This window comes from Mesorhizobium sp. B2-4-14 (assembly GCF_006442155.1).
Classification (GTDB): Bacteria; Pseudomonadota; Alphaproteobacteria; order Rhizobiales; family Rhizobiaceae; genus Mesorhizobium.
The window spans coordinates 21,384-35,521 of record NZ_VFVA01000009.1 but is presented as its reverse complement, the minus strand read 5'-3'; the positions used below and the strand labels follow the sequence as shown (position 1 = coordinate 35,521).

The 14,138-nt window shown below is 63.4% G+C and carries 11 protein-coding genes and 1 tRNA gene; 7 read left to right on the top strand and 5 right to left on the bottom strand.

The features are described 5' to 3' along the window. Window positions 1–178: 178 nt before the first annotated feature. From FJ938_RS10535 to FJ938_RS10525, 3 genes are all read left to right on the top strand, one after another. Window positions 179–523, top strand: coding sequence for a VOC family protein (locus FJ938_RS10535; RefSeq protein WP_140693436.1), 345 nt, complete (start codon window positions 179–181; stop codon window positions 521–523). A 130-nt stretch (window positions 524–653) separates the two neighbouring features. Then, window positions 654–728: transfer RNA gene (locus FJ938_RS10530), tRNA-Gln, on the top strand. Between the two features lie 205 nt (window positions 729–933). Then, window positions 934–3,024 carry an O-antigen ligase family protein gene (locus FJ938_RS10525; RefSeq protein ID WP_140693433.1) on the top strand — a complete coding sequence of 697 codons (2,091 nt, stop codon included), beginning with the start codon at window positions 934–936 and terminating at the stop codon, window positions 3,022–3,024. A 59-nt stretch (window positions 3,025–3,083) separates the two neighbouring features. Here FJ938_RS10525 and smc read toward each other — a convergent pair whose 3' ends face one another. The 3 genes from smc to FJ938_RS10510 form a co-directional block, all read right to left on the bottom strand. Further along, window positions 3,084–6,542: a chromosome segregation protein SMC gene (gene smc, locus FJ938_RS10520; protein ID WP_140693430.1), complete on the bottom strand. Its 3,459-nt coding sequence runs from the start codon at window positions 6,540–6,542 to the stop codon at window positions 3,084–3,086. Between the two features lie 60 nt (window positions 6,543–6,602). Beyond that, window positions 6,603–7,346 carry a DsbA family protein gene (locus FJ938_RS10515; RefSeq protein WP_140693427.1) on the bottom strand — a complete coding sequence of 248 codons (744 nt, stop codon included), beginning with the start codon at window positions 7,344–7,346 and terminating at the stop codon, window positions 6,603–6,605. A gap of 164 nt (window positions 7,347–7,510) precedes the next feature. Continuing rightward, a complete protein-coding gene (locus tag FJ938_RS10510; protein ID WP_140693424.1) occupies window positions 7,511–8,011 on the bottom strand; it encodes a DUF721 domain-containing protein in 501 nt (166 codons plus the stop codon). 54 nt (window positions 8,012–8,065) lie between these two features. Here FJ938_RS10510 and mutY point away from each other — a divergent pair, with 54 nt between their 5' ends. Together mutY and FJ938_RS10500 are read left to right on the top strand one after the other, a co-directional pair. Then, window positions 8,066–9,205 (top strand): A/G-specific adenine glycosylase, encoded by a 1,140-nt coding sequence (gene mutY / locus FJ938_RS10505; RefSeq protein WP_140693421.1) that lies wholly within the window; start codon window positions 8,066–8,068, stop codon window positions 9,203–9,205. After that, window positions 9,198–9,809, top strand: a complete 612-nt coding sequence (locus tag FJ938_RS10500; RefSeq protein WP_140610060.1) for an HAD family phosphatase — start codon at window positions 9,198–9,200, stop codon at window positions 9,807–9,809. Before mutY ends, FJ938_RS10500 begins: the two co-directional genes overlap by 8 nt. Before the next feature lie 59 nt (window positions 9,810–9,868). On the opposite strand, the gene FJ938_RS10495 is transcribed toward FJ938_RS10500, so the two are convergent. Next, entirely contained in the window at window positions 9,869–11,002 is a 1,134-nt protein-coding gene (locus FJ938_RS10495) for a site-specific DNA-methyltransferase (protein WP_140610061.1), read from the bottom strand. Between the two features lie 177 nt (window positions 11,003–11,179). Between FJ938_RS10495 and FJ938_RS10490 the strand changes: the two genes are divergently transcribed. Further along, on the top strand, window positions 11,180–11,869 hold the full coding sequence (locus tag FJ938_RS10490) for an HAD family phosphatase (RefSeq protein WP_140693418.1): 690 nt from the start codon (window positions 11,180–11,182) through the stop codon (window positions 11,867–11,869). 7 nt (window positions 11,870–11,876) lie between these two features. On the opposite strand, the gene FJ938_RS10485 is transcribed toward FJ938_RS10490, so the two are convergent. Continuing rightward, a complete protein-coding gene (locus FJ938_RS10485; RefSeq protein ID WP_140693415.1) occupies window positions 11,877–12,608 on the bottom strand; it encodes a hypothetical protein in 732 nt (243 codons plus the stop codon). A 128-nt stretch (window positions 12,609–12,736) separates the two neighbouring features. Between FJ938_RS10485 and thrC the strand changes: the two genes are divergently transcribed. After that, window positions 12,737–14,134: a threonine synthase gene (thrC, locus tag FJ938_RS10480; RefSeq protein ID WP_140693412.1), complete on the top strand. Its 1,398-nt coding sequence runs from the start codon at window positions 12,737–12,739 to the stop codon at window positions 14,132–14,134. Window positions 14,135–14,138: the final 4 nt, after the last annotated feature.

Genomic DNA, 14,138 nt, shown 5'->3' with positions numbered 1-14,138 from the left:
AAAGTTCCGCCCGTGTCCGACTTTGGAGCGATATGATGCTGCAGTGCGAAAGGCAAGCGCCGGAAAAGCCGGCTGGCCGCTACAATCGATTAAGAAAAGCCCTTCCGAGGCATGCGGCAAAAAGACTTGCCACCTTACGGTTCGATGTCTAGAACATAAAGGGAACGAGAGGTACCTCATGAAACAGAATGGAAAACTCGACTATCTGGAAATGCCGGCGACCAGCGGCACGCTGGACCGGGTGAAGGCTTTCTACAGTGCCGCCTTTGCCTGGTCGTTCACCGACTCCGGGCCGACCTACTCAGCCTTTGCCGAAGGCCTCGACGGCGGTTTTCAGGCCGATGCCGCGGAAGCATCGGCAGAGCCGCTGCCCGTGCTCTACAGCGAGAATCTGGAGGAAACCCTCGGCGCTGTCGAAAGCGCTGGCGGCACGATCGTCAAGCCGATCTTCCCGTTTCCGGGTGGCCGACGTTTTCATTTCGTCGATCCGGCCGGCAATGAGTTGGCCGTGTGGTCCGAATAGTCCGTTTTGTGGATCACCCTAGCGCCAACCGCGCTGCTGGTCGATTGAGTGTTCCCGCGATTGCTCATAAGCATTGTGCTTTTCGGCTGCTCTGCTAATAACGCGCCGCACAAGCGACTCTGATGGCTATTGGGGCGTCGCCAAGTGGTAAGGCATCGGTTTTTGGTACCGACATTCCCAGGTTCGAATCCTGGCGCCCCAGCCAGACGATCAAGATCCGTTCCGGACGCAGGGGGACCCCAGAGCATCTTCACGATCTTCCCTTGAGCTGATTGGCTAACAATTCCACGACGCCATAAATCCAGTAGAACCAACGCAATCGCGGCAAATCGGGCGCTACTTTGCACATGGTCTGAGCAGTATCGCCTTGAACATCTCCCTCTTTCCATACAAGATCGGCCGAAATTTTAATGAACCTTCCTATCTTCGCCATCAACCTCGGTCGCGAGACCGGCCGCTGGCGCGAATTGCTCGCCAGCGCCGAAACGTCCGGCCTGACCTTGCAGCGCATTGCCGCCGTCGATGGCCGCGTCTTGGCTGAAAAGGATTGGACGGAGATCGATCTTCCAACCGCGCGCAAACTGAGCGGACGTGACATCCTGCCCGGCGAGTATGGCTGTTACCGCAGCCATATCCATGCGCTGGAAGCGCTCCTGGCAAGCGGCAGTGCCTACGGCCTGATCATCGAGGACGACGTGCTCTTCGGCGAAGACACCAGACGACGCATCGAGGCCGTCATCGCCGCGGTGCCGGATTTCGACGTCATCAAGCTGACTAACCATCGTATGAGCCTGTTCATGCGCGCCGTAGTGACGACGGAAGGCGATGAGATCGGCCGGGCACTGCATGGCCCGCAAGGTTCGGCCGCCGCCTATCTGGTGACCCGGGAGGGTGCCCAGGGCCTGTTGTCGGCGCTAGCGGTGATGAAAGTGCCGTGGGACGTCGCACTCGAACGGTTTTGGGATACTGGCCTGAAAGTCTATTCGGTCCGCCAAAACGTGCTTGGCTTCGGCGCCAGCAGCGCTATCTCAGGCATAGCCGGCCCTTCCGGCAGCTACAAATTCGCGCGGTTTCCCTGGCCGCACCGCTGGGGCGCTGCGGTGTTCCGGGCCAAGGACCAGCTGTGCCGCCTGCATCACACGCTGCTGCGACCGCCCCTGCCGCGCGAGACCCCGGACTACGCCAGGGACGACTGGCCGCGCAACAACCTCATTCTGGTACTTGCGGCACTCGCCATTCTCGCCTTGGTCTCCTCGGCCTGGCGCGAGGCCGATACCTATCGTTATGCGGGGCTGGCGCTCGTCGCTGTTGCAGCCGCCCGTTGGCTCAGGATGGACCTGTGGACCTACGGCAAACCGCTGATCGGATGGGTCGGCTGTCTATGTCTGGGCTGGTCGGCCTATGTCTTCATCCGGATGGCGATCGTCTATTTCGGCACCGGCCAGTTGGGCAGCGCCGAAGGCATCTACCTGTTTCCGGCGTTTTATGCGACGACCGGCTTCTCTCTCTTGCTGTTCGTCAGGCAGCCAGCGCGGCTCGTCCTCTGGTTCATGATCCTCAGTCTCGTCTCCCTGGCGGCGGGTACCGGCTATTCGGAGATCCTTCACGGCATCAGACCGGAACCGCGGCTTTTCAACAATTCCATTCACGCGTCTGTGGCGGCCGGTTTCCTCTTCCTCTGCACGCTGCAGTTCATGGCATACACGGCGCAAAGAACGGATCTGACCACCACTGCCAGGAGCCTGCACTGGGCGCTGTCGGCGGCTGTCCTGGTATTTGCCCTGGCCAACATCATTGCGTTGCGGTCGAAGGGCGTCTGGCTTGCGCTCGCGCCCGTCCTGCTCCTGCTGGCGCTTATGACCCTGGCACGAGGCCATCGCCGCGAGCTGATGATAGCGGGCGGAGTGCTGGCGATCGTGGCCGCCGGCGTTGTCGCCACATACGACATCTTCTGGTCCACCGCCGGCGATACCATGGTCTTCATCAGGACCCTGGTATCTGATGTTTTGAGCCATGGCATGCTATCGGCCTTCGACCACGCCATCGCGAGCGATACGGTGCCGGCCGCGGCCAAGGAACGGCTGATGCTGTGGGCCGACGCGATCGAGATCTTGAAACGCCACCCGATCTTCGGAGCCAGTTCCAGCTGGCTCACCGAATGGCAAAACAGGACCTATCATCCCGACATCTTCAACGTCTTCCACAACGGCTATCTGGAGATAGCGGTGCGCTATGGGTTGGTCGGGCTGGCGTTCTATGCCTTTCTCTACATGTGGTCGTCCAGGCAGGTCCTGCTGGCCATGCGGGCCAAGCTCATCGCTCCTGCCGCATGGTCGTGCTACATCTCGACGCTGGTCTTCTTCGCCATCACCATCCTCAGCAATTCGAACAATCGGCTGGCCATGGGCGAGGCCTTCATGTGGTTCGCCGCGGCATTCGGCTTCTATTGTTTCTACCTTCGCCAGATGAAGAATCTTGTCGAGCCGAAGACCTATGTCTGAACCAAGCCGCGCCCCCGACCGGCCAGCCGGCACGTCGCGCAAGACCTATGGCCGGCGGCTCAGCTCGCCTCGCGCATGGCTTCAGCGGCCTGCAGGTCCACCGAAACGAGCTGGCTGACACCCTGCTCGGCCATGGTCACACCAAACAGCCGGTCCATGCGTGCCATGGTGATCGGATTGTGGGTGATGATGACGAAGCGAGTCTCGGTGGTCTTGGCCATCTCATCCATGAGATTGCAGAAGCGTTCGACATTGTGGTCGTCGAGCGGCGCGTCGACTTCATCGAGCACGCAGATCGGCGCCGGGTTGGTCAGGAACACGGCGAAAATCAGCGACATCGCCGTCAGCGCCTGCTCGCCGCCCGACAGCAGCGTCATGGTCTGCGGCTTCTTGCCGGGCGGGCGGGCAAGGATTTCCAGCCCCGCCTCTAGCGGATCCTCGGATTCGATCAGCTGCAATTCCGCCGTGCCGCCGCCGAACAAATGCGAGAACAGCCGCTGGAAGTGGCTGTTGACCACATCGAAAGCGGCGAGAAGCCGCTCGCGGCCCTCGCGGTTGAGGCTCTGGATCGCTTGTCTGAGCTTGCGGATCGCCTCGATGATGTCCTCGCGCTCCGAAACTATGGTCTCCAGCCGGTCGGAAAGGTCCTTCTGCTCTTCCTCGGCGCGCAAATTGACGGCGCCGAGCCGTTCGCGCTCGATCTTCAACCGATCGAGCTGGCGTTCAATCTCGGCCATTTCCGGCATCGGATCGTCGACTTCCAGCCCGGTATGGCGAATGACGAGATGCGGCGGCGTGTTCAGCGTTTCCTGGATGCGCGCCTCGACCTCCAGCCGGCGCTCGTCGGCCGCCGTCAGCCTTTCCTCGGCGCGGGCTCGGGTCTCGCGCGCCTCGGCCAGCGACTGGATGGCTGATGTGGCCGCCTTGTCCAGCTCGGCCTGCCTGTTCTCGGCTTCCTGCAGCCGGTCGGCGGCCGCCTTGCGCAAGGTCTCGGCCTCGGTGAGTTGCGACAGCAAGGCGCGCCGCTTGGCATCGATCTCGTCTGGCGCATCGGCCAGCCGCTCGCGCTCGGCCTCGGCCTCGGCCTTGCGTTCGCCGAGTGAGGCGATCTGCGTCGAAGCGTTTTCGGCGCGCACCAGCCAGTTGCTGCGTTCGGCGCCGATGGCGTCCAGCCGGCGCGTGCGTGCCTCGGCTTCGCGCCGCAAGCCTTCATGGACGGCACGCGCGTCGGCAAGCGTGGCGCGGTCGCGGGAGACATTGGCCGACGACTGCTCGAGCTGCAATTGCAGGTCGCCGAGATCGGGTGCGTCCTGCAGCAGCATTTCGGCCTCGACGAACGCCGCCGAGGTCTCCTCATGGCTGTCGACGATGCGGGCACGCGCCTCGTCCAAAGCCGCGCGCCGGCTCGACAGCTCGCCGCCGGCCTTCTCGGCTTCGGCCAGCGCATTGCGGGCGGCGTCCAGCCGGTGCTGGGCGTCACGCCCGGCCTGACGCATGTTCCGCTCGGCCTCGCTTGCCTGGCGAAGCGCCTGTTCAGCCTGCGCCAGCGCCTCCTCGGCCTGGCGCAGGGTGAGCGTCGCCTGCACCGCCTCGGCATCGAGTTCGGCAAGCCGGTTCTTCTGCGCCAGCCGCTGAGCCGCGGCCGTCGGCGCATCGGCGCTGGCGGTCAGGCCGTCCCAGCGCCAGAGCGCGCCCTCGCGGCTGACCAGTCTCTGGCCAGGCGCGAGCAGCGCCTGGAGCCGGCGGCCATCGGCGGCCTCGACAATGCCGATCTGCGTCAGGCGGCGGGCAAGCTGCGCCGGGGCGCGAACCACGCTGGCAAGGCTTCTGGTCCCTTCCGGCAGGGCTGCGTCGCCGGGCTGAATCTGGCTTTCGCCCCAATGCGCGGGCGCGCTGCGGTCGAGCGGCACGTCCAGGTCTTCGCCAAGGGCCGCACCCAGCGCCGTCTCGAAGCCGCGCTCGACGCTGATCTGCTCCAGCACCGAAGGAAAGAGATCGCCGCTGGCCGCGTTCAGAATCTTGGCCAGCGTCCGGGCTTCGGTCTCGATCCGCGCCAGTTCCGCCCTTGCGTCCTGCAACGGTGGGCGAGCGGCACTTTCGGCGGCACGGGCATCGATGACCGACTGCTCGGCCTGCGCCACCGCGGCCTCGGATTCTTCAAGCAGCGCGACGGCCTGTTCGACCAGTATCCGCTTCTCGGCAGGATCCGGCAGGCCGGCTATCTTCGAGAGGATGTCCGACAATTCGCGGTCCACCTCGGCGAGTTGGCGGGCAAAGCGGTCGCGACGCTCGGCGGTTTCGCGCAGCGTCCGTTCGATCTGATGGCGCGAAGCGGCGGCCTCGGCCCGTTCAGCGGTCAGCGCGGCAAGCGTGGCTTCGCTTCGTGCAAGCGTCGATGCCGCCTGTTCGAATGCCGCGCGGGTGGTGGCCTCGCGCTCGGCGGCGCCGGCGTTTTCGGAATTCAGCGTGGCTTCTTCGGTGCGCAGGCGTTCGAGAACATCGGCATTGTCGCGCACCATCCGCTCCTCGCGGGCGATGTCGCCATCGAGCTGCTGCAACCGGCGCTCGATCTCCGTCTGGCGGGCGCGGATGCGGCCGGCTTCCTCCTCGATCTGCGACCTGGCGATCGACAAGCGCTGGAAGGCGGCGGCAGCGGCGGCCTCCGCGTCGCGCAGCTCAGGCAGACGATGTGCGCTGATGCCTTGTTCCTTGGCGGCGTTCATCTGCGCGGCGGCGCGGTCGCCGACAAGTGCCGTGGCGTTCGCCAGCGCCGAGCGCGCCTCGCCTTCCTGGGTCTTGGCCAATGTCCAGCGCAGATGCAGCAGCGTCGCTTCGGCCTTGCGGATATCGGCCGACAGGTTCTTGAAGCGGGAAGCCTGGCGCGCCTGGCGTTTCAGGCTCTCGATCTGGCTTTCCAGTTCGCCGACGACATCGTCCAGGCGTTCGAGATTCTGTTCCGCAGCCTTCAGCCGCAATTCCGCCTCGTGACGGCGGGTATGCAGGCCGGAAATGCCGGCGGCCTCTTCGAGAAGTGCGCGACGCGCCTGCGGCTTGGCCTGGATCAATTCGCCGATACGGCCCTGCCCGACCATTGACGGCGAGCGCGCGCCGGTCGACTGGTCGGCAAACAGAAGCTGCACGTCCTTGGCGCGCGCTTCCTTGCCGTTGATCCGGTAAAGGGAGCCTGCCTCGCGTTCGATGCGGCGTGACACCTGCAACTCGTCGGCATCGTTGAAGGCGGCCGGCGCCGAGCGATCGCTGTTGTCGAGGAACAGCGTGACTTCGGCGGTGTTGCGTGCGGGCCGCGTGCCCGAACCGGAAAAGATCACGTCGTCCATGCCGGACGCGCGCATGTTCTTGTAGGAGCTTTCGCCCATCACCCAGCGCAACGCCTCGACGAGGTTCGACTTGCCGCAACCGTTCGGCCCGACAATACCCGTCAGGCCGCGTTCGATCACGAACTCGCCGGGTTCGACGAAGGACTTGAAACCGAGCAGGCGAAGGCGCGAAAACTTCATTCACGCGCCTCATAAAGGCGGGCCGCGCCGAAACGCCGCCGCCTCAGCGCTGAGCCGATGTCAGAGCAGAGGGTCGATGATGGCCGACATTTCCTCAATCGACATCGCCCCCTTGTAGGTCTTACCGTTGATGAAGAAGGTCGGTGTCGAGTCGACCTTGAATTCATTGGCGCCACGCTTCTGGACCGATCTCACATCGTCCAGAAGTTTCTGGTCCGTCAAGCAGGCCTCGAAGGACTCCTGTGTAAAACCGGCAAGCTTCGAGATTTGCAGCAGCGCATCCTTTGTGTTCGACACGCCAACCCAGTTGGCCTGCTGCTTGAACAGCACGTCGACCATCGGGAAATAGTTGTCCTTGGCGCAGCGCGCCAGCATGAAACCGGCTTCCGCGCTCGGATCGAAGGGGAATTCGCGCAGGATATAGCGGGCCTTGCCGGTGTCGATATACTTCGTCTTCAGCTCCGGGAAGGTCGTTTCGGCGAAATGCGCGCAATGCGGGCAGGTCATCGAAGCGTATTCGACGATGGTGACCTTCGCATCGTCCTTGCCAAGCTGCTTGTCGGGCAGTGCGCCCGGCTTCAGCAATTCGGCCATGTCGACGGTGCCCTGTGCTTCCGGCACCTGAACCGCCGCCGGCGTGGCAGGCTTCGCGGGCGTGGCCGGATCGGCGGGCTTTACATCCGCGGCCTTGGCTTGTTCGCCGGAGTCGCTGCAAGCGGCGAGCAGGGCGACCGCCGGAATGGCGGCCAGCGAAGACAGGACGTTTCTGCGAGACAAGCTTGGGCCAAACGAGGAACGGCTCATACGAATCACCTGACAAGGGTTGGATTTTGCAATGCAAAGGCACGAAAAAGCGAGAGTTGGCGCGAATTAAGGCATCCCTGTCCCCAATCCAATCGCGAAACCTGACAAGGGTGATCACGAATGCGCGAGATTAACGACAAACCTGTGGCTCTTTCCAGTGGGAACTAGACTTTCCTCCCGCCAAGAATTGTCACACCCAGCCTTTCCAGGGAGGCGCGCAGCCCGTCATCTTCAATCAGCCCGACAGTATCGGACAGTTTCATTTTTTCGGCCTCGGTCAGCGGCCTGAGGGCAGGTTTTGACCGGACTTTGCCTGATATTACAGGCTTCTGTACGATCCTGATGCGGCCAATGGCATTGAAGCCGAGAAAAGCGTTGACCCTGTTGATGATCTCACCCGTCTCATGCTGCAGGTGGAGCGCCGCCATGCCCTCGCAGGCGATGACCAGCACGGCCGGCTCGAACGGATCATCTTCATGCAGGCGGCGCGGCCACTGGATTTTCTCGGGCCGCGAGCGGCTGGCAAGGCGCGGGCCGGCGATCTCTTCCCAGGACTGGACGAGACCAATCGAGATGCCTGCCCGCTTGCGCAGCACCGGATCGAGGATCTCGGTGGCAAGATCGCTCACCGGAACGGGATTGCCGAAGGGCCTTTTCCCTGCCATGTGCGTTCTCCAGCCACGACCTCACCCGATATCGGCCAGGCCAACACAAGATCAATGGCACCAGCAGATCAGACCCGCAAGGCCCAGACCGATGGGGCAACGCCAGGCGATACCGCGTCGCGCCTGCTCGCCTGGTACGACGTGCATCATCGCGAACTGCCTTGGCGGGTTTCGCCGCGCGACCATGCCCGAGGCGTGCGGCCCGACCCCTACCGCATCTGGCTGTCCGAAGTCATGCTGCAGCAGACCACCGTCGAGGCGGTGAAATCCTTTTTCCGCGCCTTTGTCGAGAAATGGCCTGACGTCGAGGCGCTGGCCGAGGCACCGATCGAGGACGTGATGAAGGCCTGGGCGGGGCTCGGCTACTACTCCCGCGCGCGCAACCTCAAGGCCTGCGCCGATCTGGTGGCGGCTCGTGGCGGCCGGTTCCCCGACACCGAGGCCGCTTTGAGAGACCTGCCCGGCATCGGCGCCTACACCTCGGCGGCCATCACGGCAATCGCCTTCGACCGCCCTGCGGCTGTCGTGGACGGCAATATCGAGCGTGTCATCTCCCGGCTGTTTTCGATCACAATGCCGCTCAGCGAGGCCAAGGCCGAGATACGCGCCCATGTCGAGCGAATGGCGCCGCCAGCAAGGCCGGGCGACTTCGCCCAGGCGATGATGGATCTCGGCGCCACGATCTGCACGCCGCGCCGGCCGCGCTGCATGCTGTGCCCACTGCGCGAGGATTGCACCGCGATCCTGTCGGGCGACCCTGAACATTTCCCGGTTCGCCTGCCGAAGGCAGACAAGCCGTTGCGGCGCGGCGCCGCTTTCGTCGCCGTGCGCGAGGACGGCGCCATTCTCCTGCGCAAACGGCCGGAGAAAGGTTTGCTCGGCGGCATGACCGAGGTGCCGACCACCGCCTGGACGGCACGGGTGGATGGAGCCACCACGCCGGCGGCGGCGCCCTTTCCCGGCGAATGGCGGCGGGCCGGAACAATTACACATGTCTTCACCCATTTCGCTCTCGAACTCGACGTCTTTCATGCCCACATCAAAGGTGATGCCCCGGAAGGGCATTTCTGGTCGCCTGGCCGAGAGATTTCCGGCGAGGCCCTGCCGACTGTCATGAAAAAGGCAATCGAGGCTGCGATACCCGGCGCGACGAAAAAGCCGTCACCATTGAGTGCAACGAGGCCCCATGACTGAAGTCCGCCACATCGTTTTCGACATCGGCAAAGTGTTGCTCCACTACGATCCCAGCATTCCGTTCAGCCGGCTGATCCCCGACGAGACGGAGCGGAAATGGTTCTTCGACAATGTCTGCACGCATGACTGGAACGTCGAGCAGGATCGCGGCCGGACCTGGGAAGAGGCCGAGGCGCTGCTGATCGCCGAGCATCCCGATCACGCGGAAAACATCCGCAATTTCCGAAGGCATTGGCACGACATGGTGCCGCATGCCTATGACGACAGCGTCGCCATCATGCTCGGCCTGATCGAGAGCGGCCATGACGTGACCATGCTGACCAACTTCGCCGCCGACACCTTGGCCGAAGCCCGCAAACGCTTCGATTTCCTCGATCGTCCACGTGGTGTGACGATCTCCGGCGAGATCGGCAAGATCAAGCCGGATCGTGATATTTACGACCATCACGTTGCTGCGTTCGGCCTCGAACCGTCCGCGACGCTGTTCATCGACGACAGCCAGAAGAATGTCGACGGCGCCAGGGCGGCCGGCTGGCAAGCCGTGCTGTTCACCGATGCCAAGACGCTTCAAGCAGATCTTGAACGCCACGGAATAAAGGCGTGATCTGAATCGCTTCCAGCGATCCGTTCCGATTTTGAATCATCGCGGAAGCGCGGCGGGGGTCAGCCCCCTGCCCGCTCCATGCCAAGACGGGCGATGCGGCGCAGTTCGTCGATCGGGGTGAGACCGCCGCTGCGCTCGTAGTGCCAGAAGGTCCAGCCGTTGCAGGCGTCCAGGCCCTGCACCTCGGCGCCGATCTTGTGGATCGAGCCGGCGCTGTCGCCGATCGCCACCGTGCCGTCGGCGCGCACCTTGGCCGCCCAGCGCTTCTTGGCGTCGTAGAGTGTTACGCCTGGCGCCATCAGCCCGGTGTCGATCAGGCTGACGAAGGCCACGCGCGGCTCGGCGCGCTTGCCGGTGAGAAGCGTGAGATCGGCTCCTTCCAGCGGTCGCACCGCGTCGATGCGTTCATTGGCGGCGTCGATATAGGCCTGTTCGCGCTCGATGCCGACGAAATGACGGCCGAGGCGCTTGGCCACGGCACCTGTCGTGCCGGAGCCGAAGAAGGGATCGAGCACGATGTCACCGGGCTTGGTCGAGGCCATCATGATGCGGGCGAGCAGGGCCTCCGGCTTCTGCGTCGGGTGCAGCTTGTCGCCATTGTCGTTCTTCAAGCGCTCGGCGCCGGTGCAGATCGGGAACAACCAGTCGGAGCGCATCTGGACATCGTCGTTGGACGCCTTCAGCGCCTCGTAGTTGAAGGTATAGCCCTTGCCCTTCTGGTCGCGCGAGGCCCAGATCATGGTCTCATGCGCGTTCTGGAAGCGGCGGCCACGGAAATTCGGCATCGGGTTGGTCTTGCGCCAGACCACGTCGTTGAGGATCCAGAAGCCCAGATCCTGCATCTTGGCGCCGACGCGGAAGATGTTGTGATAGGAGCCGATGACCCAGATGGTGCCGTTCGGCTTTAGCACGCGGCGCGCCGCCAGCAGCCAGGCGCGGGTGAAGGCGTCGTAGGCCTCGAAGCTCTCGAACTGGTCCCAGGCGTCGTCGACCGCATCGACTTTGGATTGGTCGGGCCGGTGCAGGTCGCCGTCGAGCTGCAGATTGTAGGGCGGATCGGCGAAGATGACGTCAACGGATTTTTCGGGCAGCCGGTCGAGGGCTGCGACGCAGTCGCCCTTGAGGATCGTGTCCAGCCATTCGGACTGCTGGGGAGCATGGGAAAGCTCGTCGAGAAGACGCACGGCAGACATTCTTACACCCAAGGCACGTGTTACTGTTTACTCCCCGTTATGGTTACCGATCAGCGTAAATATTCGGTGAAGGCCCGCCGGATGGCCGGTCAGGTTTGCGAAGGCCGGCCCATTGGTGTATGCCGCGCCGCTTGAGCCCTGAGCGGCCATTCCTCCTCCTCCTTGTTCCGGATCACCATGCCCCAGCCAGACCTTGTCATCTTCGATTGCGACGGCGTTCTCGTCGATTCCGAAATCATCGCCGCACGGGTCGAGGCTGAGCTGATAACCCTGGCCGGATACGAAATCTCGGCGGAAGAGATTGCCGAGACCTATGCGGGCCTGACGTTCAAGGACATCCTTATCCGGATAGAGGAGAAGTCCAAGATCCCGTTCCAGGTGTCGCTGATCGATCGTGCAGAGGACCTGGTCGACAGGAAACTGCGCAGCGACGTGCGTGCCATTGAAGGCGTGCGCGAAGCGGTCGCCTCCGTCACGGCGCAACGCTGCATCTGCTCCAACTCCCGCTCGGAGCGGATCGATTTCATGCTGGAGAAAGTGCATCTGCTGCCGTTTTTCGCCGGCCGTATCTTCTCGGCGCTGGAAACGCCTACCGGCAAAACCAAGCCGGCTCCGGACGTGTTCCTGTTCGCCGCTGAAAAACTCAACGCCAAGCCGGCCAACACCTTCGTCATCGAGGATTCCGTCCACGGCGTCACCGGTGCCAGGACGGCCGGCATGCGAGTGATCGGCTTCACCGGCGCCAGCCACAGCTATCCCGGCCATGCCGACGCGCTGACGGAGGCCGGCGCCGAGACGGTGATCCGTCGCTGGGCGGAACTGAAAAGCGTGATCGCGGCGCTGTCGGAATGGTCGGCCGACGCCTGAGCAACGTCTAGTTTGTCGTTGCGGCCTTTTTCTGCCTGTGGGTCTTCTTCGGCTTGTCCGCCGTCGCCTTCGGCGCGGTTTCGTCATAGCCGGCATAGGCCTGATAGTCCGGCGCCGTCGGTGCGGGCACGACGATGTTGGAATCGGTGAAGACGAACTGGGTGGCGACCGAGGGATCGGTCACCTGGACCTGATACTGATGAATCTGCGAATAAAGCACGTCGGTGCCGTGCATCACGGCGGTGCGGATCGGCATGGTGATGGTGCCGGGCGCGAATTTCGGTCCTGGAACGACCTTGCCGGCGACCGCGATCTTCATAGTCAGTTGCCCGTCGGCACGGCTGCAATCGCGGGTCACGTCGCTGATCGACGCCTGGTAAATGATCCTCGCCGAATCGTCGGGCGGTGTGGCGGCTGCTGCGTCAGCCGCGGCTTGGGCCGCGGCATCCTGCGCGGCATCACCGGTCTTCTTGAGCCTCGGCTTGGGCTTCTGCACATCCTTGACGTAGGTGTTGAAGAAGGCCGTTCCGTCACGCAGCGTGACCTTCGGGCAATAGGCGTTCAATTGGCTGGTCAGGATTTTGGGATCCTGCGGCGGCGGTGGCGCTGTCGGATCCTTCTTGCCGAAGCCAAGGTTCAGGATGCCGTTGTCGCTTGATTGGCAACCGGCGGCGGCGAGCATAAAGCCGGTGAACGCAAGACCCGCCACAAAGCGACCGCCGAATGTATGAAACGCCATGAAACTGCTCTTCCCTCTCGCAAAGCTGGTGACGTATATCAACCGCGCGGCAAAAATGCGACTGAGCCAGCACAGAAATTAACCACCTTGTGGTGAACGGAAAAGCCAAGCGGCAACGGATCTGTGACATGCAATATGTGAGTACCCGCGGGGAAGCGCCCGCGCTTGGATTTTCTGACGCGGTGCTGGCGGGACTGGCGCGCGATGGCGGGCTTTACGTACCGCGCGAGTGGCCCCAGTTTTCGCCATCCGAGATCCGCGCCATGCGCGGCCTTGCCTATCCAGACCTCGCCATCCGCGTGCTGTCGCCCTTCCTTGGCGGCGACATCCCGGCGCCGGTCTTCGAACGCCTGGTCCGCGAAGCCTACGCCACCTTCCGCCACGAGGCTGTCTGTCCGTTGGTCCAGACCGGGCCCAACACGTTTGTCCTCGAACTCTTCCATGGACCGACGCTGGCGTTCAAGGACGTGGCGATGCAGCTGCTCGCCCGGCTGATGGATCACGTGCTTGCCGAACGCGGCCAGCATGCCACCATCGTCGGCGCCACTTCGGGCGATACCGGCGGCGCGGCAATCGACGCCTTTGCCGGGCGCAGCCGCACCGACATCTTCATCCTTTTCCCGCATGGCCGGGTTTCGCCCGTGCAGCAGCGGCAGATGACAACGTCCAAGGCTGAAAACGTCCATGCGCTGGCGATCGAGGGCAATTTCGACGATTGCCAGGGCCTGCTCAAGGACATGTTCAACGATCACGCCTTCCGAGATCGGGTGGCGCTTTCGGGGGTCAATTCGATCAACTGGGCGCGCATCATGGCCCAGATCGTCTATTATTTCTCCTCGGCGCTGTCTCTCGGCGCACCGGATAGGCCGATATCGTTCACGGTACCGACCGGCAATTTCGGCGACATCTTCGCCGGCTACGCCGCCAAGAAGATGGGCCTGCCGATCGAACGGCTGGTCATCGCCACCAACGACAACGACATACTCGCCCGCACCTTCGCGACCGGCGAATACCGCACCAAAGGCGTCTTCGCCACCACCTCGCCGTCGATGGACATCCAGGTATCGTCGAATTTCGAACGCCTGTTGTTCGAGGCCTCCAACCGCGACGCGGCGACCGTGCGGCGCTATATGGCAGGCCTCAAGCAATCGGGCGCCTTCACCATCGAAGCGGCGGAAATCGCCAGGATGCGGTCCGAATTCGACGCCGGCCGCGCTGATATGGACGAGGTCGCCGCCACTATCCGCTCGACGCTGGCGGGCAGCGACTATCTGCTTGATCCACACACGGCGGCAGCGGTGCATGTGGCGTCGGGCAAGGTTGCAGGTGCCACGCCGATGGTGGTGCTGGGCACCGCTCACCCGGCAAAGTTCCCGGCTGCCGTCGAGGCCGCCAGCGGGGTCTCGCCCGCCCTGCCCGCTTGGCTTGGCGGATTGATGACATTTGAGGAAAAATACACGGTACTTCCATCCGACTTGAAAATGGTGGAAGATTACGTCGGCCGCCGTGCGCGAGCGGCGCGTTAGGGAG